The 25,644-nt window shown below is 57.7% G+C and carries 27 protein-coding genes; 14 read left to right on the top strand and 13 right to left on the bottom strand.

Annotated features, from left to right (window positions below; genetic code table 11):
- Positions 1-15 precede the first annotated feature (15 nt).
- The 5 genes from FJ145_18040 to FJ145_18020 all read right to left on the bottom strand — a co-directional run bounded on the left by FJ145_18040 (position 16) and on the right by FJ145_18020 (position 5,189).
- Complete coding sequence (locus FJ145_18040; protein MBM4263318.1) at positions 16-1,488, bottom strand: leucyl aminopeptidase; 1,473 nt, start codon at positions 1,486-1,488, stop codon at positions 16-18.
- 11 nt (positions 1,489-1,499) lie between these two features.
- Positions 1,500-2,048, bottom strand: a complete 549-nt coding sequence (gene folE / locus FJ145_18035) for a GTP cyclohydrolase I FolE (protein MBM4263317.1) — start codon at positions 2,046-2,048, stop codon at positions 1,500-1,502.
- 116 nt (positions 2,049-2,164) lie between these two features.
- Complete coding sequence (locus FJ145_18030) at positions 2,165-2,902, bottom strand: cytochrome c biogenesis protein CcdA (protein ID MBM4263316.1); 738 nt, start codon at positions 2,900-2,902, stop codon at positions 2,165-2,167.
- Positions 2,899-3,447, bottom strand: a complete 549-nt coding sequence (locus FJ145_18025; protein ID MBM4263315.1) for a TlpA family protein disulfide reductase — start codon at positions 3,445-3,447, stop codon at positions 2,899-2,901. The genes FJ145_18030 and FJ145_18025 overlap by 4 nt, the downstream gene beginning before the upstream one ends.
- 764 nt (positions 3,448-4,211) lie before the next feature.
- Positions 4,212-5,189, bottom strand: a complete 978-nt coding sequence (locus FJ145_18020) for an ABC transporter substrate-binding protein (GenBank protein MBM4263314.1) — start codon at positions 5,187-5,189, stop codon at positions 4,212-4,214.
- Between the two features lie 159 nt (positions 5,190-5,348).
- On the opposite strand from FJ145_18020, the gene FJ145_18015 reads away from it, so the two are divergent.
- The 5 genes from FJ145_18015 to FJ145_17995 all read left to right on the top strand — a co-directional run bounded on the left by FJ145_18015 (position 5,349) and on the right by FJ145_17995 (position 11,743).
- A complete protein-coding gene (locus FJ145_18015; protein MBM4263313.1) occupies positions 5,349-6,446 on the top strand; it encodes an AI-2E family transporter in 1,098 nt (365 codons plus the stop codon).
- A 41-nt stretch (positions 6,447-6,487) separates the two neighbouring features.
- Positions 6,488-6,733: a hypothetical protein gene (locus FJ145_18010; protein ID MBM4263312.1), complete on the top strand. Its 246-nt coding sequence runs from the start codon at positions 6,488-6,490 to the stop codon at positions 6,731-6,733.
- Between the two features lie 15 nt (positions 6,734-6,748).
- Positions 6,749-7,609, top strand: a complete 861-nt coding sequence (gene trxA, locus FJ145_18005) for a thioredoxin (GenBank protein ID MBM4263311.1) — start codon at positions 6,749-6,751, stop codon at positions 7,607-7,609.
- Positions 7,610-7,659: 50 nt separating this feature from the next.
- A complete protein-coding gene (locus FJ145_18000) occupies positions 7,660-10,602 on the top strand; it encodes an aldehyde dehydrogenase family protein (GenBank protein MBM4263310.1) in 2,943 nt (980 codons plus the stop codon).
- Between the two features lie 241 nt (positions 10,603-10,843).
- Positions 10,844-11,743: an alpha/beta fold hydrolase gene (locus FJ145_17995; protein ID MBM4263309.1), complete on the top strand. Its 900-nt coding sequence runs from the start codon at positions 10,844-10,846 to the stop codon at positions 11,741-11,743.
- On the opposite strand, the gene FJ145_17990 is transcribed toward FJ145_17995, so the two are convergent.
- Genes FJ145_17990 through FJ145_17975 form a run of 4 tightly spaced genes read right to left on the bottom strand, consistent with a single transcriptional unit; the run spans position 11,729 to position 14,917 of the window.
- The gene (locus FJ145_17990; protein ID MBM4263308.1) at positions 11,729-12,199 is read right to left on the bottom strand and encodes an NUDIX domain-containing protein; all 471 of its coding nucleotides are present in this window, start codon (positions 12,197-12,199) and stop codon (positions 11,729-11,731) included. The genes FJ145_17995 and FJ145_17990 overlap by 15 nt on opposite strands.
- A gap of 11 nt (positions 12,200-12,210) precedes the next feature.
- Positions 12,211-13,215: an ATP-binding protein gene (locus tag FJ145_17985; GenBank protein MBM4263307.1), complete on the bottom strand. Its 1,005-nt coding sequence runs from the start codon at positions 13,213-13,215 to the stop codon at positions 12,211-12,213.
- 3 nt (positions 13,216-13,218) lie between these two features.
- Positions 13,219-14,202, bottom strand: a complete 984-nt coding sequence (locus FJ145_17980) for a galactose oxidase (GenBank protein MBM4263306.1) — start codon at positions 14,200-14,202, stop codon at positions 13,219-13,221.
- Complete coding sequence (locus FJ145_17975; GenBank protein ID MBM4263305.1) at positions 14,174-14,917, bottom strand: hypothetical protein; 744 nt, start codon at positions 14,915-14,917, stop codon at positions 14,174-14,176. Before FJ145_17975 ends, FJ145_17980 begins: the two co-directional genes overlap by 29 nt.
- Before the next feature lie 108 nt (positions 14,918-15,025).
- Here FJ145_17975 and FJ145_17970 point away from each other — a divergent pair, with 108 nt between their 5' ends.
- Positions 15,026-15,682, top strand: coding sequence for a hypothetical protein (locus tag FJ145_17970; GenBank protein MBM4263304.1), 657 nt, complete (start codon positions 15,026-15,028; stop codon positions 15,680-15,682).
- 53 nt (positions 15,683-15,735) lie between these two features.
- On the opposite strand, the gene FJ145_17965 is transcribed toward FJ145_17970, so the two are convergent.
- From FJ145_17965 to FJ145_17950, 4 genes are all read right to left on the bottom strand, one after another.
- Positions 15,736-15,918: a hypothetical protein gene (locus FJ145_17965; protein MBM4263303.1), complete on the bottom strand. Its 183-nt coding sequence runs from the start codon at positions 15,916-15,918 to the stop codon at positions 15,736-15,738.
- A 159-nt stretch (positions 15,919-16,077) separates the two neighbouring features.
- Entirely contained in the window at positions 16,078-17,169 is a 1,092-nt protein-coding gene (locus FJ145_17960) for an amidohydrolase (GenBank protein MBM4263302.1), read from the bottom strand.
- A gap of 76 nt (positions 17,170-17,245) precedes the next feature.
- Positions 17,246-17,563 (bottom strand): hypothetical protein, encoded by a 318-nt coding sequence (locus FJ145_17955; protein MBM4263301.1) that lies wholly within the window; start codon positions 17,561-17,563, stop codon positions 17,246-17,248.
- Between the two features lie 4 nt (positions 17,564-17,567).
- Positions 17,568-18,632, bottom strand: a complete 1,065-nt coding sequence (locus FJ145_17950) for a hypothetical protein (GenBank protein ID MBM4263300.1) — start codon at positions 18,630-18,632, stop codon at positions 17,568-17,570.
- A gap of 203 nt (positions 18,633-18,835) precedes the next feature.
- On the opposite strand from FJ145_17950, the gene kdsB reads away from it, so the two are divergent.
- The 8 genes from kdsB to lptB all read left to right on the top strand — a co-directional run bounded on the left by kdsB (position 18,836) and on the right by lptB (position 25,644).
- The gene (gene kdsB, locus FJ145_17945) at positions 18,836-19,603 is read left to right on the top strand and encodes a 3-deoxy-manno-octulosonate cytidylyltransferase (protein MBM4263299.1); all 768 of its coding nucleotides are present in this window, start codon (positions 18,836-18,838) and stop codon (positions 19,601-19,603) included.
- A 7-nt stretch (positions 19,604-19,610) separates the two neighbouring features.
- Positions 19,611-21,257, top strand: coding sequence for a CTP synthase (locus FJ145_17940; protein MBM4263298.1), 1,647 nt, complete (start codon positions 19,611-19,613; stop codon positions 21,255-21,257).
- Positions 21,258-21,283: 26 nt separating this feature from the next.
- On the top strand, positions 21,284-22,108 hold the full coding sequence (locus FJ145_17935; protein ID MBM4263297.1) for a 3-deoxy-8-phosphooctulonate synthase: 825 nt from the start codon (positions 21,284-21,286) through the stop codon (positions 22,106-22,108).
- The gene (locus FJ145_17930) at positions 22,109-23,092 is read left to right on the top strand and encodes a KpsF/GutQ family sugar-phosphate isomerase (protein MBM4263296.1); all 984 of its coding nucleotides are present in this window, start codon (positions 22,109-22,111) and stop codon (positions 23,090-23,092) included. It begins immediately after the preceding gene.
- A 17-nt stretch (positions 23,093-23,109) separates the two neighbouring features.
- On the top strand, positions 23,110-23,625 hold the full coding sequence (locus FJ145_17925; protein ID MBM4263295.1) for a phenylphosphate carboxylase subunit delta: 516 nt from the start codon (positions 23,110-23,112) through the stop codon (positions 23,623-23,625).
- A 99-nt stretch (positions 23,626-23,724) separates the two neighbouring features.
- Positions 23,725-24,351, top strand: a complete 627-nt coding sequence (lptC, locus tag FJ145_17920; protein ID MBM4263294.1) for an LPS export ABC transporter periplasmic protein LptC — start codon at positions 23,725-23,727, stop codon at positions 24,349-24,351.
- Positions 24,352-24,918: a lipopolysaccharide transport periplasmic protein LptA gene (gene lptA, locus FJ145_17915; GenBank protein MBM4263293.1), complete on the top strand. Its 567-nt coding sequence runs from the start codon at positions 24,352-24,354 to the stop codon at positions 24,916-24,918. It begins immediately after the preceding gene.
- Positions 24,919-24,921: 3 nt separating this feature from the next.
- Entirely contained in the window at positions 24,922-25,644 is a 723-nt protein-coding gene (lptB, locus tag FJ145_17910) for an LPS export ABC transporter ATP-binding protein (GenBank protein MBM4263292.1), read from the top strand.

Raw genomic sequence — 25,644 nt, 5'->3', positions numbered from 1 at the left:
CACGGTTCTCCTTGGTTAGAGGTTACTCAAAAACTTTAACAGCGTGCGCACACCGAATCCAGTGCCGCCTTTGGGACAGAGCGGCGTGTTGCTTTCGGAGAACGCCGGGCCGGCGATATCAAGATGGGCCCAGGGCACGTCGCCGACAAATTCTTGCAGAATCAACGCGGCGGTGATCGCGCCGCCTGAAGCGCCGCCGATGTTTTTCATGTCGGCGACGCTGCTTTTGATCATCTCTTTGTATTCTTTCACCAACGGCAGCTGCCAAAGTTTTTCGCCGGCGTCGCGCGAGCTGCGCAAAAGATTGTCGGCGAGCGCTTGGTTGTTGCTGAAAAGCCCGGCGACCTGATTACCCAACGCCGTCACGCAGGCGCCGGTGAGCGTCGCCAGGTTAATCATGTAATCGGGTTTTTCTTTGGCGGCGAGACAGAGCGCATCGGCAAGAATCAATCTGCCTTCCGCGTCGGTATTGAGCACTTCGATTGTCTTGCCGTTTAGGTAGCGGATGATGTCGCCAGGCTTTTGCGCGTTGGGACCGGGAAGATTGTCGGTAGTCGGCACGTAGCCGGTCACTTCGATATCGAATCCTAAATGGGGCAAGCGGCTCATGGTCGCGATGACGGCGGCGCCGCCGGCCATGTCGAGCTTCATGGTTTCCATCGACTTTGACGGCTTGAGCGACAAACCGCCCGAATCAAAGGTGATGCCTTTGCCGATGAGCGCGACTTTCTTGCGCGCTTTACCGGCCGGTTTGTAATGTATCTTGATGAAGCGCGGCTCTTCCTGACTACCACGGTTGACCGCCAACAGGCCGTTGAGCTTGAGCGCCGAGATCTTGCTTTTGTTCCAGACTTCCACCGACAAACCGCGCCCGGTGCAATGGCGCTGCGCCTGCGCCCCCAGAAAGCGCGCGGTGGTCACTGACGGCGGTTCGTTGACGAGGTCGCGTGCCAGGGAAACGCCGGCGGTCGCTTTTTGCGCCGCCTCAATAGCGTTGGTCAATCCCTTGCTGCGATTGATGCCGGGACGGAAAAGCGTCAGCGACTTGAGCTCTTCAGGCGCCTTGCCGTTGGAGCGGTATTTGTTGAACTGATAACTCGCCAACAACATGCCTTCGACGATCGACGCGCCGGCCAGCTCGGCGTCATCGACTTCGGTAAAAAACCAAGCGATCGCAGTCGCCGCGAGGCTGCCGGCTTCCTTGCGCGCCCGCGCGCCGGCCCGGCGCCAACTCTCGGTGTCCAAGTCTTTGCCCATGCCGATCAGCAACAGCTGAGTTGCCGGTAGCAAACCCACCGTTGGAAAGAGCAGGCTGCTTCCCTCGGCGCCGGTAAATTTGCTTTTCTCGATGCGCTCGCGCAGCTTGCCGCGCAGACTGCGGTCGAGGGCGCGCAGCGGCGCTGCGTCCAGTTTTTTTCCCTGCACCGGCAAAACCAGCAGCTCGGTAGCGATTTTCTCCGGCCCGACGTCGCGAAATTTGACTTCCATGGCGTCCGCGCTCAGTCCTTTCTGCGGATCAGGTTCATGAACTCGCTGCGGGTTTCCTGGCGCGTGCGAAAAGCGCCTAGGAGGGCGCTGGTGATGACGTAGGAGTTTTGCTTCTCGACGCCGCGCATGCGCATGCACAGATGCTCGGCCTCGATCACAACGGCGACGCCGAGCGCGTCGAGTTTGTCCATCATGATCGAAGCGATCTGGTTGGTCATTCGTTCTTGCACCTGCAGGCGGCGCGCGTAGATATCCACCAAGCGTGCCAGTTTTGAGATGCCAACGATCTTGTGGTGCGGAATGTAGGCGACGTGGGCTTTGCCGAAAAACGGCAGCATGTGATGCTCGCACAAAGAGTAAAAGTCGATGTCCTTTTGCACGATCATCTCTTCATGATCTTCGGTGAAAAGCGCGTCGTTGATGACTTTGACTGGGTCCATTTCGTAGCCACGGGTCAGAAACTTCAGCGCCTGGGCGACGCGGTGGGGTGTCTTTAGCAAGCCTTCGCGGTCCGGATCTTCACCGAGGTCTTTGATTATTGCGCGGACATAGTCTTCCATCATTACTCCAAAACCGACGGGATTTCTTGATTGCTCGTTTGGACGATCGTCCAGGCCATCGAATTTAGATAGCTAACATTAAGGTCCTTGGCGGTCAAACTTGCGGACGCGCTCGGTTACAACAACTTGAGCAGCCAATCGGGAGTGAAACGTAGCACGTAGACGTTCAGGTAAGTCATGTAGTCGGTGATGAGCAACACACCGACGAGAATCAGCAGCACGCCACCGGCGACATGAAAAGCCTCGATGTAGCGGCGAAACGCTTGCGAGAACTGAAAAAACGAATTAATGGCAACTGCGCTTAGAAAAAACGGCAGCGCTAGTCCGGCGGCATAGGTGGCCAAGAGCAAGATGCCACGGCTGACGTCCGCTGCCGTGCCGGCGATCGCCAAAATTGCTCCCAGGATCGGGCCGACGCAAGGCGTCCAGGCCACCGCAAACGTGATGCCGACCAATACCGAGCCCAGGTATCCGGCCGGCTTGTCCTTTAGATTGAACTGTAGATAGCGATCGAGCGCCGGTATTTTGATTAAACCGGTCAGATAAATTCCCACCAACAGGATGAAAACGCCGCCGCCGATGCGAATGGCGTTGCGATAACCGAAAAACAAGCTGCCGAGATAGCTCGCCGACGCACCAAACGAGACGAAAACCAGAGAAAAACCGAAAACAAAAGCGAGGGCATTGAGCACGACGCGGCGGCGCACGCTGGCCGGCGCTTGGGCACCGCGAATTTCTTCCAGCGAAACTCCCGAGATAAAGGATAGATAAGACGGGATCAGCGGCAGAACACAGGGGGACAAGAAAGACAGAATGCCGGCGGCAAAGGCGACAAAAACGTTGACGTCGCTCATCGTTTGCCGTCAACGAGTTCTTGAATCAGCTTGCGCGCGCTGGCGCCATGCCAGTCGGCCGGCCCCCAGGCGCGCGCCAACCCCTCGCCCTTGGGGCCAATGAGATAGGTTGTCGGCAGTCCCCAAGCGCCGTAGAGCACGCCAGCCGCGCCATCGGGATCGAGACCGATCGGATAGGTGAGCTTCAACTCTTTGACGAAATCGATGGCGTCCTGCCGGCGGTCTTTAACCGCGATGGCCAACACCACGAAATTTTGGTCCTTGAACTCTTGATAGAGTTTCTCCATCGCCGGCATCTCTTCGCGGCAGGGCACACACCAGCTCGCCCAAAAGTTCAAGAAAACGATTTTACCGCGGAAGTCTTTGAGGGAGAGCTTTTTACCGTCGGGAGCTACCACGGTGAAATCCGGCGTCGGTGATTTGTCTTTCATCGGCTCCAGATTGGGTATGACTTTGTAGTTGACACCGGTTTGGGCCAATGCCGACGCGGCAAGAAAAACCAAACAGCAGCTCAACAAAATCGCTTTAGAGTAACGCCTGGCCATAGGGTGGTAGAAATCTAACCAACTGCCCAAAGGCACGCAAGAGCTCGCGATCGGGCTCCTGCTGATAGAGTGCAGCCCATCTTCTTCTGCGGACTAAAGCAATGAGACGAGAACTGGAACTGTTAGGTTGCTATTTTACGAGCCAAAAAAACAGAGCCCCCCGACGCATTTCGGAGGGCTTTGTTTATCAGATAGCCAGAACGGCTATCTTGTCGCCTGAGATTAAGGAGGGTTATACCACCACCACCACCTCACATCTCAAAGCTTACTTTTTCTTTTTGGCTTTCTTCTTGGCTTTTTTCTTTGCAGCCATAAGTACCTCCTTTTAAAATTCCGAATGGGTGGGCAACTTCTTGAAGAGGATCAGACCTTCGACTCAGGCGAAGAGATTTTTGCTCTCTGCAACCCTCCCATATTTTGTAGGTGACGCGATTATAATGACACAATTAATTGTATGTCAAGAAAAAAATAGCATTTTAGAATTTTTTTTTTGAAAATTTTTTTCTTAAACGGCAATCAAATTATCCTGCCTTTTCAAGTTCATCGGCGAAGTTAGGTGGCTCTGAAGTTTCTTCGGCTGTTTTATTGGAGGAAAGCTGGCTTATTTCAAGAATCTCGGCGTGGCTTTTGCTGCCAGCTGCCGTCGCTATCCCACTCGTGAGCGCAGAGAAGAGCCCAGAACCGCTCCTGAACCGCGGCCGAATACCGATTGGCGCGAGTGAATAGCGCGGTGAATTTAATGGATGGGAAACGCGGGTAGGCGCTTACTTTACAACTTTCACCGCGCGCTGCACGACTTCGTTGGGAATGGTCACGCCGATCTGACTGGCGGTTTTTAGGTTCGACGCAAGATCGAATTTCATCGGTTGCACCAGCGTCAAGTCGCCGGGCTTGGCGCCTTTGAAAATCTTGTCAATGTAATCGGCGGCGCGGCGCGAGAGGTCCGGCAGGTTAACACCGTAGCTCGCAAGGCCGCCGGCATCGATAAATTCGCTGCGATCGTAAAACGCCGGCAAGCGATGCTTGATCGCGGCTTGGGCGATTTGCGCCATGTGGCTGTTGTAGGTGGCGTCGGTAACGATGAACAGCGCCTGAGCGCCGCTTCTGGCCGCTCCGGCCACTGCGCCGTCGATTTCGCCGGCGCTACGCGCCGCATGGGTCTGAAAGCTCATGCCCAGCGATTGAGCGCCAAGCTCAGCATCTTTGCGGCTGCGCTCGTGGCCAGGATTTTTCGGATTGGTCAGCGCCGCGACCCCCCTCGCCTTGGGCAACGTTTCTTTGATTAGCTTCAAGCGCGCGCCGAAAAAATCCGCCGACATGCGCGCCACGCCGGTGACGTTGCCGCCGGGAAACATGAAACTCTTGATCAAGCCCGCCTCGACCAGATCGCCCGCACCGGCGACAACGATGGGGATAGTGCTCGTGGCGTTCTTCGCAGCCACCGCCACAGTGGTGCCACCAACGACGATCAAATCGATTTTTTGGTCGACGAGATCGCGCGCCATTTGCGGCAACCGTTCGAGCTTGCCTTCGGCGTAGCGAAAGTCTAGAGCGGTGTTCTTGCCATCTTCGTAACCCAGCTCTTTAAGACCCTGACGCAGCGCGTCGTCGCGAGCGGCGTTTTGCGCCTGCGAGCCGGAAACCAGCACGCCGATTTTCCAAACCTTGGCAGGTTGCTGCGCTTGGGCCGCCGCAACGGCGCCGAAGAGCACAAGCAAAAACGCGGCTAATATAGTCTTCATGGGGTCTCCTTCGCATCGCGTGATCGAGTCGGCCAGCGATCAGCCGGTTGTAATGAGCACCGGCGCGAATTGCAACAGCAGTGCACCTCGCTACTGCGCGAGGCTTGCAGCCGCGCACCCTTGTGCGTAGATTTGAGCGCCAGAACAGGGAGGTGACTATTGACCCAAACATGGTTGGTAACCGCGTTTTTCTTTGCATTACTGTTGCTCCTGCTTTACGTCGGCTTTCTGGTTCTCAGTCCGTTTCTCGTACCGATCACCTGGGCGCTGATTTTAGCGCTGCTGACCTATCCCATTTATAGTTGGCTCGAACGTAAGTTGCGCGGCCGCTCGACGCTGGCGGCATTTCTCATCATCGCCGCACTAACGTTGTTGGTCATCGCACCCGGACTGGAGATCGCCTGGTTTCTTTCCGACGATGCGGTTGCGCTCGTGAAGACGGTGCGGTCGCTGTTTAAACAAGACGAAATCGGCCACTGGTCGCAGCGCGCCTGGGCGCGCCAATTGCTCGGCTGGTGGGACATGCTGGCGCTGCGGCTCGGCGACCTCAAGATCGATTGGAAAGAGCTTCTGATGCAAGGCACGCAGGCGACCTCGTCTTTCTTGGTTTCACAGGTCGCCGGCGTCGCGCAGAACGTCTTGCTTTTCAGCGTCAACTTTATCGTAACGTTGTTCACGTTGTTTTTCTTTTTGCGCGACGGCGCCAGCATCGTTCGCCATATTCAGCATTTGCTGCCCATGGATCGCGAGCACCAGGAGCGTTTGTTCAAGAATATCGTCGACGCCGTCACTGCTGTCGTGCATGGGTCGCTGGTGGTGGCGATGGTGCAAGGCTTGCTCGCAGGCGCCGCCTACTGGGCGGTCGGCGTGCCCTTTTCAGTTTTGTGGGGCGTGGTGACCGCGTTCATGGCGCTGCTGCCGGTGGGCGGCTCGGCGCTCGTGTCGGTGCCGGCTGCCATCTATCTTTTTCTGCAGGGTGAAAGTGTCCGCGCGGTGATTTTGCTGGTTTGGTGTCTTGGCTTTGTCGGTTCCGTCGATAATTTCCTTAAGCCGATGTTGATCGGCAACCGGCTCGGACTGCCGGTGCTGTTTCTGTTCTTTGGCATTCTCGGCGGTGTGGCGCTCTTTGGTACCTTGGGAATTATCCTCGGGCCGGCGTTGTTTGCGCTTTTGCGCGCCTTGCTCGATCTCTATCTTCAAGAATACGCCGGTGCGAAAACCCCACCGCCGGAAAATGACATTGGCAAGCAGGATTGATTTTGAATATAGTTAGTCATCAGATCATAAGGAGAAACGCCGTGGCGCAGGACAAAGAATTTTTCAACGTGAAGTACAAAGAAGGCTCGATGGATGCGAAGACCGCGCAACTGGTTTTCTTTGCGGTCTGTGTTGCCATTGGCCACGAAGGCGGCGCTAAGCGCCACCTCGAGCAGGCACGCAAAGCCGGCGCCAATGAAGACGAGATCACCGAGGCGCTGGTCTATGCCATGCGTCCCGCGGCCGCCAAGGTGCGCGATCTCGGCAAGAATGCAATTGCAAAATAACCAAGAAACGAGTGAATGCAGATGAGTCAGTGGGCCATCGAAGTTAACGAAGAAAACTTTGAGACCGCGGTTCTCGATCAATCGCAGCAAGTGCCGGTGTTGGTCGATTTCTGGGCGCCATGGTGCGGGCCGTGCAAAGTGCTTGGACCGGTATTGGAAAAACTGGCCGACGAATACGAGGGCGAATTTGTTCTTGCCAAGGTCAATGTCGACGAGAACCAAGGCATCGCCGCGGCCTTCGGCATCCAGGGCATTCCGGCAGTGAAGCTTTTTCGCGATGGCGATCTCGCTTCGGAGTTCACCGGCGCGCTACCGGAGGCGGCCGTGCGACAGTTTCTTGGTCAATTTCTGCCCAACGAAAAAGACAAACGCGCCGAGCAGGCCGCTGAGTTGGCCGAGGATGGCAAAGCCGCTGAAGCGAAAGCACTGTACGAAGCGGTGCTCAACAGCGATCCCAACCACGGCCGCGCTCTGTTGGGTTTGGGGCAGTTGGCCATGGACGCCGGCGACACAGCGAGCGCGCTGGAGTATCTGGAGCGGATCTCGATGGTGGCCGGCGAGCGCAAAGAGGCCGACCGGCTGATCGCGCGGTTGAAACTGCAAAGCAGTGGCGCGCAAGACGAAGCGGCGCTGCGCGCTAAAGTCGAGGCTGAGCCGAACAACCTGCAACTGCGCTTCGACCTCGCGCAGAGCCTCGCCAGCATGGAAAAATACGGCGACGCGCTAGCGCAGTTTCTGACCATCGTGAAAACCGACCGCAAGTTTCAAGACGACGGCGCGCGTAAAGCGATGGTGCAAATCTTCGAGGTGCTGGGCGGGGAAGATCCGCTGACCGACCGGTTTCGCTCCGAGCTGGCAGCCGTGCTGTTTCGGTGAGTAATTGATCCGACGGATCGGACTGATCGGTCGGATCCGACAGATCTGCGATGGCCAGCACCACTGACACGACTGCCCTAGACCGCGACGTCCAACAGCTCGCCCGCTCGCTCTACCGCAAAGCGGCGCAGCACAAACCCTCTCTCTTTGAAGCCCAAGACTTGCTCGGACGCATGATCGACTGGTCGCTCGACGACGAGTCGTTGCGCGTGGCGCTGTTTCGCTTTGTCGATGTGCTGCCGAGCCTGGAATCGTCGAGCGAGATCGGCCGCCATCTTGAAGAGTATTTCGCGCGCGTCGATCACGCGCTCAGCGGCCTGGCGATCCTCGCCCAGGCGGTTCACGCCGGTACGCTGGTCGCGCCCATCGTTAAGCGCAACGTTATCAAGCTCGCGCGCCGCTTTATCGCTGAGGAAAGCGGCAATCATCTCACGACGGTTTTAAACAGCCTGCGGAAAGAACCGGCGGCATTCACCATCGACGTCGTCGGCGAAGCCACGGTGAGCGACGGCGAAGCCACGGCGATGCAGGAGCGCTATTTGCAACTTATGCGCCGGCTGGCCGCGGTCAGCGCCAAGTGGCCCGACATCGCGCGGATCGACGAAGCGCCCAATGGCAAGATTCCCCGGGTCAATCTTTCGGTCAAACTGTCATCGCTGTGCGCCCGTTTCGATCCCCTCGATCCCAATACCGAAGCGATCGTGCGTGAGCGGCTGCGTCAACTGTTTCGCGAGGCGGCTGCGCTCGGAGCGGCGGTGACCGTCGATATGGAGCAGTACGCTTTTCGCGAGCTAACACTGCAGATCTTTCGTTCCGTGCTGGAGCAGGAAGAATTTCGCGCCCAGCCTTATGCGGCGATTGCGCTGCAAGCCTACTTGACTGACGCCGCGCAGAACACAAGTGAGCTGATCAAGTGGGCGCGCCGGCGCAAACGGCGCATCGGCGTGCGTTTGGTCAAAGGGGCCTACTGGGACAGCGAGGTCGCTTGGGCGAAGCAGAAAAACTGGCCCATTCCGGTTTTCCTCGACAAAGCCGAGACCGATGCGAGCTACGAGCAGGTGACGCGTCTTTTGCTGGAATCTCATGACGTCATCGACGCTGCCTTCGGCAGTCACAACCTGCGCAGCCTCGCCCATGCGATTGTCGCGGCAAAGCAGATCGGCGTGCCCGCCAACGGCTACGAGATGCAGATGCTTTACGGCATGGCCGAGCCGGTGCGCCAGGCGATCATCGAAAACGGCCAGCGGGTGCGGGTCTATTTACCGGTGGGTGAGCTCTTGCCGGGGATCTCCTATTTGATTCGCCGGTTGATGGAAAATACCTCGAACACTTCCTTTCTGCGCCAGACCTACGCCGACAAAAAAGACATCGACGGCTTGATTAAAGCGCCGGAGCACGCCAAACCGATTTCGCCGCGGCGCAGTGAGTCGAGTGGGGCGCGGCAGTTTCGCAATGAAGCGCCGATTGATTTTTCGCTGGCAAAAAATCGCGAGAACTTTGCCGAGACGCTGGCAGATGTACGCGGCGAACTTAAGTCCAGCCGACGGCGCGGTGGCGAAGGTTGGATAGATTCGGTGAACCCGGCCAATCCGGGCGAGCAGCTCGGTCAGGTGCGCGCCACAAGCGGCGCGGAAGCGGAAAAGGCGATTGCCAGAGCGACGCAGTTTTTCCCCGAGTGGCGCGCCACGCCAGCGCGCGAGCGCGCCGAGATGCTTTTCAAAGCCGCGGCGATCATGCGCGAGCAGCGCTGGCAGTTGGCGGCCAAAGAACTTTTCGAAGTTGGCAAGGGCTGGCGCGAGTCCGACGCCGATGTTTGCGAGGCCATCGACTATCTCGACTACTATGCGCACGAGATGTTGCGCCTGGCCGAGCCGCGCGAGACCCAGCAGTTAGCGAGCGAGACCAATACTTACTTTTACGAGCCGCGCGGCTTAGCCGCAGTGATCGCGCCGTGGAATTTTCCGCTGGCGATCTTAACCGGCATGACCGCGGCGGCGCTGGTGGCGGGCAATTGCGTGCTGATGAAACCGGCGGAGCAATCGCCGCTCATGGGAGTTTCTCTATTCGAAATTCTCCAAAAGGCCGGCGTGCCCGATGACGCTTTGCAGCTCCTGCAAGGCGGCGGTGACATCGGCGCCCAGTTGGTGCGCTCGCCGCAGGTTCATGTGATCGCCTTTACCGGCTCGCGCGAGGTCGGCTTGGAGATTCTCCGCGAAGCCTACACGACGAAATCGGGACAGACGCACGTGAAACGCGTGGTCTGCGAGATGGGCGGCAAAAATGCGCTGATCGTCGACAGTGACGCCGATCTGGATGAAGCGGTGGTGCATGTGATCGACTCTGCCTTTGGTTATCAAGGACAGAAGTGTTCCGCGGCATCGCGCATTATATTGCTCAACGAAATCCACGATCGGTTCTTCAGCCGTCTGGTGGACGCGACCCAAAGTCTAAAAATCGGCCCGCCAGAAGACCCGCGCAACGCCATCGGCCCGGTGATCGATGGCGAGGCAAAAGCGCGCATCGAAAATTACATTCGTACCGGTAAGAAGCAAGCCAAGTGCGTCCTCGAAATGGCCGCGCCGAAGGATGGATATTTCGTCGGCCCGGCGATCTTTCGCGACGTCGATCCGCACAGCCGTATCGCTCAGGAAGAAATCTTCGGTCCGGTGCTGTCAGTGATCAAAGCGAAAGACTTCGAACACGCGCTGGCGCTCGCCAACGATTCGCAATTCGCGCTGACCGGTGGCATCTTTTCGCGCTCGCCGGCGCATATTGAGCTCGCGCGCAAAGAGTTTCGCGTCGGCAATCTCTACATCAACCGCGGGATTACCGGCGCGGTTGTCGAACGCCAACCGTTCGGCGGCTTGAAGCTTTCCGGCATCGGCTCGAAGGCCGGCGGGCCGGATTATCTGCTGCAGTTTCTTGAGCCGAGGACGATCTCGGAAAATACCTTACGGCACGGCTTCATGCCGCCGGAGCAAACTAGGAAATGATTCGGAATATCTCGCGCAGGGGCGCTGAGGGCGCAGAGTTGGGGAGCGGATGACTCACCACGAAGACACGAAGAGCACGAAGGGGTTTGAAACTGATATCTATCCTAACTTCGTGTTCTTCGCGTCTTCGTGAGGAAAACTCTGAGTGTTATTGGCTCCATCATCACGACTCCTAAACGCGAGACCGTACAAGCCTCCCCCGTGGTTGCCGGGCGGTAATGCGCAAACCATCTACGCGCGCATGCTGGCGCGGAACTATGCTCAGTCTTACCACCGCCAACGTTGGGACACGCCGGACGGCGATTTCATCGATCTCGATTGGACGCCGTCGCCCAGCGAATCAAACAAGCTGTTCGTCTTGTTTCATGGCCTCGAAGGCTGCTCGCGCAGTCATTATGCGCTGAGCCTGATGACTTTGGCGCAACAGCTCGGTTGGGCCGGCGTCGTGCCGCACTTTCGCGGTTGCAGCGGCGAGATCAATCGTCTACCCCGAGCTTATCACTCCGGCGATTCGGCGGAAATTGATTGGATACTGCGCCGGCTCAAAGCGGAAAATCGCGATAGTGAAATCTACGTCGCCGGCGTGTCGCTGGGCGGCAACATGCTACTTAAGTGGCTCGGCGAGCAGGGCGCCGCGGCGATGTCGATCGTCGCTGCCGCGGTGGCGATCTCGGCGCCTGTGGACCTGAATGCTGCTGCCGCCGTGTTGGATCGCGGTTTCCAGCGATTGATCTACACGCGCCATTTTCTGGCGTCGATCACCGCCAAGGTGATCCAGAAGATCGAACTACACAATCTCAAAACGGTTCCGGCCGATGTCCGTGCGTGCAAAACGTTTCGAGCGATCGACGATCTTTACACCGCACCGATTCACGGCTTCAGAAACGCCGAAGATTACTGGATGCGGGCAAGCAGCAAGCCATTTCTAAGCAACATTAAAGTGCCGACACTTTTGATCAACGCGCAAAACGATCCGTTTTTGCCCGCCGCGTGCTTCCCGAAAAAAAACGAAGTATCGGACGCCGTGACCTGCGACTTTCCGGCCGCCGGCGGCCATGTGGGGTTTGTCAGCGGAGTTTTTCCGGGTGCTCTGGACTGGCTGCCGCGGCGGATCGTCAATTATTTCTCAGCGAGATACTGAATCGATTAGCGCCAGGAGTTGGTCCAAGAAATTTGTCTGACCTGAGAGCATATGTTTGCGCGCTTGATCGATCGGAAACCACGCGGCGCGATCGACTTCGGGGAAGCTTTGCATGCGGCCGGATTTGGGCGGCCATTGTAGCTCGAAGGTGTTGCTTTTGATTTTGTCGGCGTCGCAGTCGGCTTCGACGGCCCAGGCGTGGACGATTTTTCCGCCCGACTGTTTTACCGGATTCAGCGCGCGGGATTCGCCTTCGACCGTGAAACCGGTTTCTTCGGTGAACTCGCGCTCCGCGGCTTTGAGTGGGTCTTCGCCTTCTTCAAATTCGCCTTTCGGAATCGACCAGGCGCCGAGATCTTTTTTTGCCCAGAAGGGGCCACCGGGGTGGACTAGGAAGACTTCCAGCTCGCTGCGGCGGCGGTAAAGCAACAGTCCGGCGCTGGTTTTGCGCGCCATCGCTCCTCAGACTAGCGCAGCAGCACCAGGGCAAATGACAGCAGCGCCACGAGCAGCGCCGCGCCTGCCATTGCGAGTGCTATCAACGTTGCCGGTTGCCACTGGGGTTCAAACGTCTGAACGGTTACCGGAGTCGAAACTGCCACCGTAGGATCGGTGAAGAGCGACTGCTGCATCACCGATTTTGCCGAGAGCACCTCTTCCATAGCCGACTCAAAATGGTGCTGGCCTATGCGTTTGCCGACGTCAGGACCTTCCTCCGATGCGGCGAGAGCGGCTGCTTTGATGACGGCGTTCTTGATATCGCCGCCGCTGACCGCGTAGCGTTCGGCGAGAAGTTGAAAATTCACGTCCGCCGCCAGCGGGGTTTTTCGCGGGTGAAGCTGCAGCTGCCAGATGCGCGCCCGCTCTTCCAAGCCGGGCATTTCGAACAATACATGGGCGCGGATGCGCCGCTCGAAAGCCGGGTCGAAGTTGGCCGCTAGATTGGTCGCGAAGATGACGATGCCGTTGAATTGTTCCAATTCGCGCAGCAGCACGTTCACGGTCAAGTTGCTCTCACGCTCGTACGGCGTGCCGATGCCGGAGGAGCGGCGCATGGCAATGGCGTCCGCCTCATCGAAAAAGAGCACGGCATTTTGCTCCGCTGCCGTGCGGAAGGTAGCGACGATATTTTTCGACGTCTCGCCGACCCACATGGACTCGGCTTCGGCGTAGTTGACGACAAGTAGTTTCATGCCGAGCTCGTGGGCTATAGCTTCAGCGCAAATCGTCTTGCCTGTGCCCGGCATACCGGCAAAGTTAAACGCGAGGCCGCGCCCCGATGTGTGACGCTCGCCCAGTCCCCAGCGATTAAAGATCAAACTATGATTGCGCACCTGGGCCAGCGCCTGTTCGACGGTGCGGCGGGTTTGCGGCGCCAGTACGACTTCGGCCAACGTGCGCGTCGGGTTGACCGTTTCAACGACGCGGCGCGCGTTGAGCCCGGTGAAAAATGAGATCAGCGGGTTAGCCACTCGTCACCCTCCACTCCGCGGTGTGAGAACCTCGTTCACCGACGAAAAACTTGTGCCCGCTTTCGGGCCGCCGGAGACGACGTAGATTGCCGAGCCAACAGTAGCGGCGCCTAGCCCATGGCGGGCAGTGGGCATAGGGGCGTGGCGCTGCCAACTATCGGTTTTGGGGTCGTAGGCTTCGACGTCGCGATGGGTTTTGCCGTGGGATTCGCCGCCGAACACGAACACTTTATCGTTGAACACTGCTGCGGCGACGCCGCTTCTTACGGTCGGGATCGCGGCCCGGGTGCGCCAGCGGTCGGTGGCGGGATCGTACTCTTCATTGACGGCGACGCTTTTATCATGGTCGCCGTTGAGGCGACCGGCAATGACGTAGAGCTTGCCAGCGACGACGCCGATGGCGTGATGATCGCGCGGCGTCGGGATGGCTGCAGCTTTGATCCAGCGGTCGGTCTGCGGGTCGTAAACTTCATTGGCGTTGCTGCCTTTGCCGTCGCTGCCGATACCACCGACGGCGTAGATTTTTTCGCCGATAACGCCGACGGCGAGCGCGCCGCGTGCGGTCGGCATAGGCGATTTTGCTTGCCAGCGGTCGGCGACGCTATCGTATTCATAAACTGTGTTGAGCGACCCCACGCCTGAGACGTAGCCACCGATGACATAAATCTTGCCATGGACCACCGCCGCGCCGACGTGGTGCAACGCTTTTGGCAGCGCCGCGCGTTTGCGCCAACTGTTTTTTCCCGGGTCGTATTCTTCGACGGCGCCGGCGTGTTTTTGGTAGCCGCCGATGATGAACACTTTGCCGCCAAGCACGGCGGCGGCGACTTCCGTACGTGCCGAGGGCATCGCCGCACGGCTTTCCCAACGGCGATCGAGTTTTTCCGCCGCCGGCGCCGGCGCGCCAATAAGAATCAGCAAGAAGAGAAATCGCGCTAACACAACTTTAACGGATCGATCAGGCGGGATAAGGGTTCTCCAACGCATGCATTTCCATTAGCGACTGGAGATCGACCATCGTGTAGCCACAATATTTGGGATCGTAGCCCAATTTCTTCGAGGTCTTACCCTGTTCAAGTATGCGCTGCAGGATCATGCGATTGAGCGGCCCGTGGCCCATATGGTCGCCATGTTGCACTAAGTCGGCTTCGGCGTGGGCGGTGAAATAGACAGTTTGCTTTTTGCTGAGCCCGTAGTGTGTCGACAAAGCCTGCGCCCACTGGTTCGACCAATGGCCAAGCGTCTCTTCGTAGACATGCGCGCCCCAGAGCTCGATCAACGAACCGTCGGTAAACACCCGGCGGCAGTAGTCGCTGATCGCCCGTCCCGGCGCTGACGCCGGCTGCTCGAACAGCTCTTCTTTGGAAAGTCCTAATGCCTTGGCGGTTTCAAGGAGAATCAAAATATGCCCCGGCGGTTTCGGCGATATTAATTCTTCGGCGACCTTGTTGCAGAGCGGACCGAGGAGATCGTAGTTGTCGACAAAGAACGGCAGGTGCACGTAATAGGAAACCGCATTCAACGCCACCACTTCGATGGAGAACAACCCCCAATCTTTGAAAAAGCGGCGCAGGCACGGCAGCGGCAGAGTGCCGGCGCGCAGCTGGCTCATAAAGGCGCCGCGCTCGATCTTTTTTCCCCAGTGTGCATGAACGTCGGAATACAACTGGTCGACGTAAGCTTTGGCTTCGGCAGAGTTCATCGGTTTGTCCCCTGGCGCAAACAGCTTTTTTGAAAAAGGAAAATACTGTATTGTTAAAACGCAAATGAATTCTTAAGTCAATCAAGCGCACTCGACGGAGGGGTGACAATGGACGCGCTGAAGCCGCAGGATTTTCTCAAGAAGCTAGATGGAATTCGCGAATCTTTCTGGGAAAAAATGAATGCCGAACGAAAAAGCTACGGCGCTGAGAAGCCACTGACGCCGGCGATCGTGCTACGCCGCTTGCAGTTTGGCGTCGTGATGGAGCGCAAAGCCGCCGAAGTGACGGCACCGTGGGTAGGGAAGATTCCCGATTTGGATTTGCAGCAGCCCATGTCCGAGTACGTTGTCAACGAATTGAGGCACACCGCGATCTTGCGCAAACGCATCAGCGATCTGCACGGCGACCCCGATGGGCTGTGGAACGATCCGCTGCCAGAGCTAAAAGAGTTGTGGGACTTTCACGCCGGTCTGGGTTCGTTGTGTGAATTGATTGCCAGCGTACAGTTCGGCCATGAGGAATTTTTTCCGCGCACATCGAAGTCTTTCATCGAGCGAGTCGAACCCATCGATCCGCTGACCGCGTCGATTTATCGCGATACGCTTTTGGCGGACGAAGCCGGCCACGAGTGGATCGCGCCGGAAATTCTCAGCCGCTACGCGACCGATGCAGCAACGCAAGAGAAGTGTTTGGAGGCTTTGAAAAAGGGCTGTGAGCTCTTTGGCCGCGCGATCGCGAGCTTCAATCGCGCCATGCCGACTTAGGTCTATCGAGTTGCTTAAAGTAGCTTCGAATTCTCAGTCGCGGTGAAAAGCTCTCAGTGCTTTGGCTCGATTCTCTTCCCGTAGGTGACTTCGCCTTTGTCTATGCGCAGCGAAAAACCACAATCGGGATTGGTGCACGCCCAGGCTTTGAACATCACGGACGCCCCATCCTGCCCGTAATCCGAGAGGGGGATTAACACCCCGTTATTGCACTTCTGACATTTCGGCAGGTCCATCTCCACTCCTCCTTTTCGGTCGTAAAACAACTTCAACCGACGCCTGACCTGAAAATTGTAGTCGACTGGGCAGGGGGAAATCAAGCTATCTTGTGGAAACAAGAAGGCAGGCACCAATGGCCTGCCTTTTGTCGGAATTCCGTGTTGAAAAACTCGCGCCTAGCCGTAGAACCGCCTGGCGTTTTCTTCAAGCAACTTCTTGCGCGTCGGCGCGCTCATGTCGCTGCGGTCGCGCAGTTGTTTGGCTGTGCCTTCGGTGCGATCGGCGTGCGGGTAGTCGGACGAATACAAGAAAAGATCTTCGCCGACCTCCTCGACGATCTTGCCAAGAAAAGACTCGTTGCCCTCACAGCCGAAAAAGATCCGACCCTGTTTCAGGTAATCGCTCGGCGGTTGGCTGATCAGATCCTTGGCGCCATAGCGCGGGTTTTCGAAGTGATCGTCCATGCGCTCGACATGGGCCGGCACCCAACTGATGCCGCCTTCGAGAAAGGCGAACTTGAGATTTTTGTAGCGGTCGAGCATGCCCGAGCAAAGCACGCTGGTGAGCCCCGCCATGATCGGCAAAATGCCCGCCAACACACGATTGGGAAAATGATGCTCGAAAAGTTTATCGACCACCGGAAACTGCAGGCTGAAATGCACGGCCACCGGCATTTTCATGCGATCGGCGGCCGCGAAAAATGGTTCATGATCCGGATGGTCCAAACGCTTGGCGCCCGTGGTGCCGTTGATCATCACCGCTTTGACGCCCAGGTTTTTTAACCGCTCGACTTCTTTGGCCGCGCCGTCGGCATCCGCCAATGAAACCACACCGACCGCTTGCAAACGATCCGGCGCTTTGTTGCAGGCTTCGACGAGCCAGGTGTTGTAGGCGCGGCAGACGCCCATCGCCAGCACGCCGTCGGGCCAGGCGTTCACATGGAGTAAGAAACTCGGATAGATGTATTGCAGGTCGATCCCTTCGCGGTCGAGGTCTGCGAGCCGCTCCTTCGTGTTGGTCAATGTCTGACTGCCCGGTGAAGCGCGCCGCGCCGATTGCAGCGCTTTGCCCGGAGGGGCCGCCGTTCCCGGCGCGCCGGCGCCTTTGATCGACGGCCGCTTGTACGCAGTCTGGCCGTCGACGACCCAAAAATTGTGGCCGGCTTCGTCGGACAACAACCGCGGCCGGTAGTTGCGCAGCCCCGGCTCCATATATTTTTCGAACATCTCTTCGGTCTCGAAAAAGTGACCGTCAGCATCGATGATCATTGGCACATCCCCTTGAGCGAATTATTTGTTGCCATTTTTATTGCAGCCACACGGCCTGTGCAAGCTCGTTTCTATCCTAATATTCCCCGCCTCTCGGGAAAATATGCATGCTGAACTCGACGGTTTGGACGATATCGGTGCAGGTCTTTTTCGCGCGATGTTCGGTCAGCGCCCGGGTTAGCAGCTTTTCACTGCCGGTGCGGTTGAGTCTTACTTTGATCGGTGGGTAGCGTTTTTCAAACTCGGCGATGATCGCATTGGCTTCGGCCAAATTCATCGACGCATAATACACCACTTCGCCTTCGCGCTTGCCCGCGTCAATGTAATTGTCGCTGCTGGCGGCGTTGGCCCGTGTCGCGCCGATCAATGCGCAAAACAGTGCGATGATGTGCATGCGGCTACTTTCCCAACGACGCGATGAAGCCATTGTCTTCGAGCTCACCCATGAAGCGCGCGTCGACGAATTTGCCGGCGTCGGCGCCGCGGGCTTCGGCGAGATCGCGGGCCATGAAATCGAGCAAAGCCTGCAGCGACTTTACCACCGGATAGGGCGCCCGCGGCATGCCGGGAACGGTCAGATCGTAGGTTTCTTCCGCGATGGTGCGGTCTTTGATGCCGCTGTAATCCGCCTGCACATCGACGGTAAACTCGCGGTCGGTGCGATAGCGGTGCATGCCTTCGACGTAGGCTTTGACAAACTGGCGGGTGATCTCAGGATTTTTTTCGACGTAGTTGCGGCGCGCGGCGATACCGCCCAGCGCATAGTTGAAACCGTATTCGGCGAAATCGATCAGATACTTGCAGCCGTGGCGGATCGCTTCGATGCATTCCGGCGGTGTGCCGACGACGCAATCGACTTTGCCGCTCATGAGCGCTTCCAACTCGGCTTCGGCGCCGGGCTTGATCAGCTCTTCGCGAAGTCCTTTGATACCGGTTTTGTCGAGCTGATCGACGATAAATTTCACCAGCGCATCGCCAATGCCGCCGTCGGCCACGGTGCCGATCTTTTTGCCGGCCAACTCTTTGCGGTCGCCGATGCCGGGGCGGGCGACGACGAACTGCTGGTTGATGCCGCCGGTTAAGAAAACCACATCGGCTTCGCCCTTGAGATTGGCGCGCAGCGGCGCCGGCGCGGCCAGGTTGCCAAACTGGATTTCCCCGGACATGAGACCGCGCACCACACCGCGGGCGCCGCCCATCACCGGCGGTCGGTCGACGTCGAGCCCGTGTTTTTGAAATAGCCCCGCCTTCCAAGTGACCATCATCGGACCGGCGCCTTGGCCGATGGTGGCGAAACCGGCGTTGATCTTGATTAAATCCGCCATGAAGTAGTCTCCGTTCAGGCCCATTCCTATCATGCAGCGAGGAAAAGAAGTCAAGCTGGCTAGAAAAATCGAATCTAATATTCCCCCCCCGCTTAGGGCGGGCATAGCTAAATGGGGTTTCCAAAGGGGGCCGAGCATCCCCTTTGGTCGCGGGCGGGGTTAATACCCCGCCCGCGAAATTTCGGATTTATTTTAGTTGCGCGCCGCGGCTCATCTTCGTTGACACCCTTTCACCCTCGGCGTAATATCAAATTCCGTGATGCGCTTCCCCCAAGGGTGCATCACGGTTTTTTATTTCTGGGGCAAGTCCATTCCTGTTCGGCATCGTAAGCTTTGTTTCTATGGCGGTTGTGGCAATCATTCCGGCGCGCTATGGCTCGACCCGTTTACCGGGGAAACCGTTGGCAGCGATCGGCGGTAAGCCGATGATCCAGCATGTTTACGAGAGCGCGTCGAAGGCGCGCATTGTCGACCGCGTGTTGGTGGCCACCGATGACCAGCGCATTTTAGCGGCGGTGAAAAGTTTCGGCGGCGAAGCGGTCATGACGTCGAAGCATCTTGCCAGCGGCACGGACCGCTTAGCGGAAGTGGCGCGCAGACTGAAAGCGGAGTTGCTGGTCAACGTTCAGGGTGATTTGCCGTTTATTCATGCAGACACAATCACGCGCGCGGTGCGGCCGCTGCGGCGCGACCGAAAAATAGCGATGGGCACGGTCTGCAATCCGATTTATGACGAACAGGAATGGCGCAATCCGAACATCGTCAAGGTGCTCACCGACCGCGCCGGATTCGCGTTATACTTTACCCGCGCGCCGGTGCCATACGTGCGCGAAGCGCAGGTTGAGTTGGGCGCCCGCGACAAGTTTTCGGAAGAGCGCCTGTGGGGCTATCGCCATTTGGGCCTGTACGTCTACCGGCGCGAGTTTTTGCTCAAGTTTGCGCGGCTGCGACCGACGCCGCTCGAGCAGATCGAAAGCCTCGAGCAGCTGCGCGCGATGGCCCATGGCTATCGAATTCATGTTGCCCAGGTCGATGAGCGTTCGGTGGAAGTCGATACGGCCGAAGATCTAAAGCGCGCCGAGGAGTATCTGCGCTCGCGCGCGCACTGAGGAGTCCATGGCAAACGTAAAAACCAAATTCATCTTCGTCACCGGCGGCGTGGTCTCGTCGCTCGGCAAGGGGCTCGCTTCGGCCTCCATCGGCGCCTTGCTCGAAGCGCGCGGCTTGAAGGTGACGATCTTGAAAATGGACCCGTATATCAACGTCGACCCCGGCACCATGAGCCCCTTCCAACATGGCGAAGTCTTCGTCACCGACGACGGCGCCGAGACCGATCTGGATCTCGGCCACTACGAACGCTACGTGTCGACTGCGATGGGGCGCATCAACAACTGCACGACTGGACAGATCTACGAAACCGTCATCGCCAAAGAGCGCCGCGGCGACTATCTCGGCGGCACCGTGCAGGTCATCCCGCACATCACCGATGAGATCAAACGGCGCAACCTCGCCGCTGCCGATGGTTACGACATCGCCATCGGCGAGGTTGGCGGCACGGTCGGCGATATCGAGGGCTTGCCGTTTCTCGAAGCGGTGCGACAGTTCGCTTGGGATTGGGGGCGGGAAAATGTCCTCTACGTTCATCTGACCTTGGTGCCCTACATCACCGGCGGCGGTGAGTTGAAGACCAAGCCGACGCAGCACAGCGTCAAGGAGCTGACGGGCCTGGGCATTCAGCCCGATATTTTGCTGTGCCGCACCGACCGTTTTCTCGACCGCAAGATCAAATCGAAGATCGCCAGCTTCTGTAACGTCAAGGAAGAGTCGGTGATCACTGCTAAGGACGTCGAATGGATCTATGAAGTGCCGCTGGTGTTTCACGAAGAAGGGCTCGACACACAGATTGTCGAGAAGCTTCACATGTGGACCGGCGCGCCCAACCTGCAGAAATGGCAAAAGGTCGTTCAGACCCTGAACAATCCCAAGTCTTCGGTCAAAATCGCCGTGGTCGGCAAATACATGAGCCTCAAGGAGTCGTACAAGAGCCTGTTCGAGTCGCTCACCCACGGCGGCATCGCCAACGAAATCAACGTCGAGATCGACTGTATCGAAGCGGAAAAAATCGAAGAGCTCGATGCCGAGGAGCTGCTCGGCCAGGCCGACGGCATCTTGGTTCCCGGCGGTTTCGGCGACCGCGGCAGCGAGGGCAAGATCGAGGCGATTCGCTTTGCGCGCGAGCGTCAGGTGCCGTTTTTCGGCATTTGTCTGGGCATGCAAATGGCGGCCGTCGAATTCGCCAGAAACGTTTGTGGACTCACCGGAGCCAACTCGCAGGAATTCGAGCCCAACAGTCCCCATCTGGTGATTCACTTGATGGAAGCGCAGAAGAGTGTCGACACCAAAGGCGGCACCATGCGTCTAGGGACTTATCCTTGTGTGCTGCAGGACGATTCGCTGGCGCTCAGGCTCTACGGGCGCAAAAGAATTTCCGAGCGCCACCGCCACCGTTTCGAATTCAACAACGCCTACAAAGAGGCATTTACCGCGCAGGGCATGCTGCTAAGCGGCATGTCGCCGGACGGCGACTTGGTGGAAATCATGGAACTGAAGGACCATCCGTGGTTTTTGGGCTGCCAATTCCATCCCGAGTTCAAGTCGCGGCCGATGGATTGCCACCCGCTTTTTAAAGGCTTCATCCGCGCGGCCATGCAGAATCATCAGACTCTGCGTGAGGTGCCGCGCATCAAGGTCGCGCGCACGTAGAAAGCATGCGATAATTCCCGCCGTCAATGACCACGAGAAAAGTTACCGTCGGCAACGTCGACATCGGCGCAGGCGGTCCCGCAGCGGTGATTGCCGGGCCCTGTGTGATCGAAAGCCGCGACTCGGCGCTGCGTCACGCAGCGCTGTTGAAGCAGGCGGCGGATCGCGTCGGTGTCCCTTACATATTTAAGGCTTCCTACGATAAGGCGAACCGCTCGGCGGTGGATTCGTTTCGCGGTCCCGGCTTGGTCAAAGGATTGGAAATTCTCGCCGAAGTTAAAAAAACCGTCGGTGTGCCGGTGCTCACCGACGTGCACGAGAGCGCTCAAGTCGATGCTGCCAAGGAAGTCGTCGATATTTTGCAAATTCCGGCGTTTCTCTGCCGCCAAACCGATTTTGTCGTTGCGGTGGCGCGCTCCGGACGCGTGGTCAACGTGAAGAAAGGCCAGTTTCTCGCGCCCTGGGATATTAAAAACGTCGTGGAGAAAATCGTCTCCACCGGTAATCAGCAGATTCTCTTGACCGAGCGCGGCGTCTCATTCGGCTATAATAATTTGGTCTCGGACATGCGCTCACTCTTGGTCATGCGCGAGACCGGTTATCCGGTGGTTTTCGACGCAACCCATAGCTTGCAGCTCCCCGGCGGCCTTGGCAAAGCCTCGGGCGGCGATCGCAATTACATCGCGCCGCTTGCCCGTGCCGGTATCGCCGTAGGAATCGATGCCTTGTTCATGGAAGTGCATGAAAACCCTGACGCGGCGCTGAGCGACGGCCCCAACTCCTTGCCGTTGGAACAATTCGAGCCGCTGCTGCGCCTAATCAAAGAAATCGATCAAATCGCCAAAAGGTAGCTGTCGGTGAATAAGTCCGTTGCACTTGCGCGCGCCAAAGATGTTCTCAACATTGAGGCCAAAGGAATCGCGGCGTTAATCTCGCGTCTCGACGATAGCTTTGTCCGCGCGGTGGATCTGCTGTTTGATTGCCGCGGCAAAGTCGTCGTGACCGGCATGGGCAAGTCGGGCGTGATCTGCCATAAGATCGCCGCGACTTTGGCAAGCACCGGCACGCCGTCGTTTTTTCTACATGCCGGCGACGCGCTTCATGGCGACCTCGGTATGGTAATGAAAGGCGATGCCGTCCTGGCGGTCAGCAACAGCGGCGAAACCGAAGAGATTTTGAAACTGCTGCCGCATTTCAAATTGCACGGGCTGAAGCTCATTGCCATGACCGGCAATCCTGAATCGACCTTGGCGAAAGCCTCCGATGTGATCTTGAACGTCGGCGTGCCGGAGGAGGCCTGTCCGTTGGGGTTGGCGCCGACGGCGAGCACGACGGCCGCGCTGGCGATGGGCGATGCGCTTGCCATTGTCCTGCTCGAACGCAAGGACTTCAAAGCCGACGATTTCGCCAGCCGTCATCCGGGCGGCATCCTCGGGCGCAAGCTCGTCTTGCGCGTTGAGGATCTGATGCATCGCGGCACGGAGCTGCCACTGGTTGACGAGACTACGCCGGTCAAAGAGGCGCTGTTCGAGATTACCTCCAAGCGGCTCGGGGTAACCGGAGTGGTCGATGGCTCGGGCAAGCTAACCGGCATCATCACAGACGGCGACCTGCGCCGTGGCCTTGAGAGCAAAGGTGACATCTTCCGCCTAAAAGCGATCGATCTCATGACCCGCAGTCCAAAGACTACGGAGGCTGCCTTACTTGCGGTCGAAGCGGTGGCGGTCATGGAGCAGTACTCGATCACATCTCTTTTCGTGCTGGAGAACGGCTCGAAACGACCGATCGGGGTTATCCATCTGCACGATCTAATCAAAGCGGGAATCGTGCCGTGAAGCGCGCCACCGCCGCGGTGCGCGCCAAAGCCAAGCGAGTTCGACTATTGTTGCTCGACGTCGATGGAGTCTTGACCGACGGCGGCATTGTCATCGACGACCGCGGCGTTGAGACCAAGCGCTTCGACGTGCGTGACGGCCAAGGAATCGCGCTGCTCATAAGCAGCGGCATCGACGTTGGATTTATTACCGCGCGCAAGTCGAAGATCGTGCTCCAGCGCGCCCGCGAGCTCGGTGTGACTCAGGTCTATCAAGGGGTCCGCGACAAGCTTACCGTTTATCAGGAGATCAAGCGCAAGCGACATTTGCAGGACGAGCACATCGCCTATGCCGGCGATGACCTCGGCGACGTGCCGATTCTCAGGTGCGCCGGTCTGGCGATTACCGTGCCGGTTGCCGGTGCGCCGATGAGTGACGTTGCTCATTACGTCACTGTGGCCGGCGGCGGACACGGCGCGGTCAGGGAGATTGCCGAGCTTCTCTTGAACACACAAAACCTCTGGCACACGGCAATTAAGAAGTGTTTAAGATAGTTTTTGGCAGCTCTTGGCCAAATTCTAGCAAATTCCATGCCTATTGCTTTACACAGCGATCGGGAAATGGTATTTCCGAGTCAATTCGCGACTTAATCTATGCGTAAATTCCGCAGGCTCATACTGGCGGTGGTGATTTTTTTGTCCCTTGGGGGGGTTGGTTGGAAAGTCTATGATAACGTCCAGGTCGTAAAGCAGGAGATCAAGAAGAATCCCATCGCCATTTTGGACCAGCTGCCCGAGTCGTCGTTGCAGATGCGCGACTTTCACCGCGCCAAGATCGAGGATGGGCGCAAGGTCTGGGAGATCTCCGGTGAAGAAGCGAAGTACTTCAAGGAACAGAAAGAGGCGCTGATTAAGAAGCCCAAGTTCTCTTACTACGACAAGAAGGGCGAGCCGGCTCAGGTGGTCGGCAACACCGCGAAACTGTTTTTCAATGAGAAAGAATTACAAAAAATGGAGCTAACGGGCGCCATCGAGGTTAGCTACAAGGGCTACCTGCTAAAGTCCGAAGAGGCGATCTATTCGCCGGACAAGCAGCATATTTTTATGCCGCGTCGTACCACGGTGGCCACCGACGGCCTAGAGTCCGAAGGCTCCAGCATGGAAGTGGAGCTCGAAACCAAGAAGGTCCGCTTGCTCGGCAACGTTAAGACCAAGATTGAACCGGGCAAGCTCTCTAAGAAAAAAAATCAGCCAAAAGTCAGCCAAATCAGCGGGGGGTAGATGGGCAGCGTGTTAGTCGTAGCTAGAATATTTTTTTGCGCATTCCTTGCAGCACCGGTGTTGTTGTCGGTGCCCAACGCCGCAGGCCAAGCCAAGGAAGAGGCCAAGAAGAAGTCAGGCAATGCCTTCGAGATCAACAAGAAGGACCCGCTCTACATCACCTCGGACTGGCTTGAAGTCGATCAAAAGAAAAACACCATCACTTATAAAGGCCGCGTCGTCACGATTCAGGCGGATATGACGCTGCGCAGCGAGACGCTGACCGCTTTTTACGACGAGGGCATGAAACAAATGCAGCAGCTTGTGGCCGAGGGCAAAGTCAACGCCACTCAAGGCACCCGCGTGGCCACCGGCGAACGAGCGGTGTTTGACGACAAGGCTAAAACCGTCACTTTGACGGGGAGCCCGATGATGCGTCAGGGCAACAGCCAAGTAAGCGGCACAAAAATCGTGTACTTCATCGAACAGGACCGTGCGGTCACCGAAAGCGACGGCAAGGTTCGGGTGCAGGCAACGATTTTTCCGGACGAGCTGCAAAAGAAGGACGACTCCGCCGCGAGCAAGTAGGCTATGAGCGAGCTCAAGGCGGTGGCGGTCGCCAAGGCCTACAATGGCCGGCGAGTTGTGAATGGAGTCAATTTAGAAGTCAAAGGGGGTGAAATCGTCGGTCTGTTAGGTCCCAACGGGGCGGGAAAGACCACGACTTTTCACATGATCGTCGGTCTAGTGCAGCCCGACGAGGGCAAAGTGCTGCTCAATGATGAGGATTTGACGGGAGCGCCGATATATCAGAGAGCAAGGTCCGGAATCAGCTACCTGCCGCAGGAGTCGTCGGTGTTTCGCCGACTGAGTGTTGCGGATAACCTCTACGCGATTTTGGAAACGCTGGATCTCAGCACAGAAGAGCGCCGCGAGCGCTGTGAAGCCTTGATGAAAATGCTGGGCATCGCCCACTTGGCGACGCACCAGGCTTTAACTCTATCCGGAGGTGAGCGTCGGCGTTTGGAGATTGCCCGGGCTTTGGTGCTGTCGCCGTTTTTTGTGTTGTTGGACGAGCCCTTTACGGGAGTCGACCCGATCGCGGTGGCGGAAATTCAAAAGATCATCCGGCGCTTGATCACCAGCGGCATTGGCATCTTGATCACGGACCACAACGTGCGCGAGACATTAGGCATCTGCGATCGCGCCTACATAGTCAATGAAGGCAGCGTGCTCGAAGAGGGCACGCCGGAAAAGATCGCGGCGAGCCCAGCGGCAAGAAAGTTTTATCTGGGAGAAGGCTTTAGATTTTAA

Source organism: Deltaproteobacteria bacterium (genome assembly GCA_016874755.1).
Taxonomy (GTDB): domain Bacteria; phylum Desulfobacterota; class Binatia; order UBA9968; family UBA9968; genus DP-20.
The sequence above is the reverse complement of the archived record's forward strand: the minus strand, read 5'-3'. Positions and strand labels throughout refer to the sequence as shown.

Coding starts and splice junctions, on each gene's coding strand:
- FJ145_18040 (MBM4263318.1), bottom strand. CDS start 1,488: ATGGAAGTCAAATTTCGCGACGTCGGGCCGGAGAAAATCGCTACCGAG.
- folE (MBM4263317.1), bottom strand. CDS start 2,048: ATGGAAGACTATGTCCGCGCAATAATCAAAGACCTCGGTGAAGATCCG.
- FJ145_18030 (MBM4263316.1), bottom strand. CDS start 2,902: ATGAGCGACGTCAACGTTTTTGTCGCCTTTGCCGCCGGCATTCTGTCT.
- FJ145_18025 (MBM4263315.1), bottom strand. CDS start 3,447: ATGGCCAGGCGTTACTCTAAAGCGATTTTGTTGAGCTGCTGTTTGGTT.
- FJ145_18020 (MBM4263314.1), bottom strand. CDS start 5,189: ATGAAGACTATATTAGCCGCGTTTTTGCTTGTGCTCTTCGGCGCCGTT.
- trxA (MBM4263311.1), top strand. CDS start 6,749: ATGCAGATGAGTCAGTGGGCCATCGAAGTTAACGAAGAAAACTTTGAG.
- FJ145_18000 (MBM4263310.1), top strand. CDS start 7,660: ATGGCCAGCACCACTGACACGACTGCCCTAGACCGCGACGTCCAACAG.
- FJ145_17995 (MBM4263309.1), top strand. CDS start 10,844: ATGCTGGCGCGGAACTATGCTCAGTCTTACCACCGCCAACGTTGGGAC.
- FJ145_17990 (MBM4263308.1), bottom strand. CDS start 12,199: ATGGCGCGCAAAACCAGCGCCGGACTGTTGCTTTACCGCCGCCGCAGC.
- FJ145_17980 (MBM4263306.1), bottom strand. CDS start 14,202: ATGCGTTGGAGAACCCTTATCCCGCCTGATCGATCCGTTAAAGTTGTG.
- FJ145_17975 (MBM4263305.1), bottom strand. CDS start 14,917: ATGAACTCTGCCGAAGCCAAAGCTTACGTCGACCAGTTGTATTCCGAC.
- FJ145_17970 (MBM4263304.1), top strand. CDS start 15,026: ATGGACGCGCTGAAGCCGCAGGATTTTCTCAAGAAGCTAGATGGAATT.
- FJ145_17965 (MBM4263303.1), bottom strand. CDS start 15,918: ATGGACCTGCCGAAATGTCAGAAGTGCAATAACGGGGTGTTAATCCCC.
- FJ145_17960 (MBM4263302.1), bottom strand. CDS start 17,169: ATGATCATCGATGCTGACGGTCACTTTTTCGAGACCGAAGAGATGTTC.
- FJ145_17955 (MBM4263301.1), bottom strand. CDS start 17,563: ATGCACATCATCGCACTGTTTTGCGCATTGATCGGCGCGACACGGGCC.
- FJ145_17950 (MBM4263300.1), bottom strand. CDS start 18,632: ATGCTCGGCCCCCTTTGGAAACCCCATTTAGCTATGCCCGCCCTAAGC.
- kdsB (MBM4263299.1), top strand. CDS start 18,836: ATGGCGGTTGTGGCAATCATTCCGGCGCGCTATGGCTCGACCCGTTTA.
- FJ145_17940 (MBM4263298.1), top strand. CDS start 19,611: ATGGCAAACGTAAAAACCAAATTCATCTTCGTCACCGGCGGCGTGGTC.
- FJ145_17935 (MBM4263297.1), top strand. CDS start 21,284: ATGACCACGAGAAAAGTTACCGTCGGCAACGTCGACATCGGCGCAGGC.
- lptC (MBM4263294.1), top strand. CDS start 23,725: ATGCGTAAATTCCGCAGGCTCATACTGGCGGTGGTGATTTTTTTGTCC.
- lptA (MBM4263293.1), top strand. CDS start 24,352: ATGGGCAGCGTGTTAGTCGTAGCTAGAATATTTTTTTGCGCATTCCTT.
- lptB (MBM4263292.1), top strand. CDS start 24,922: ATGAGCGAGCTCAAGGCGGTGGCGGTCGCCAAGGCCTACAATGGCCGG.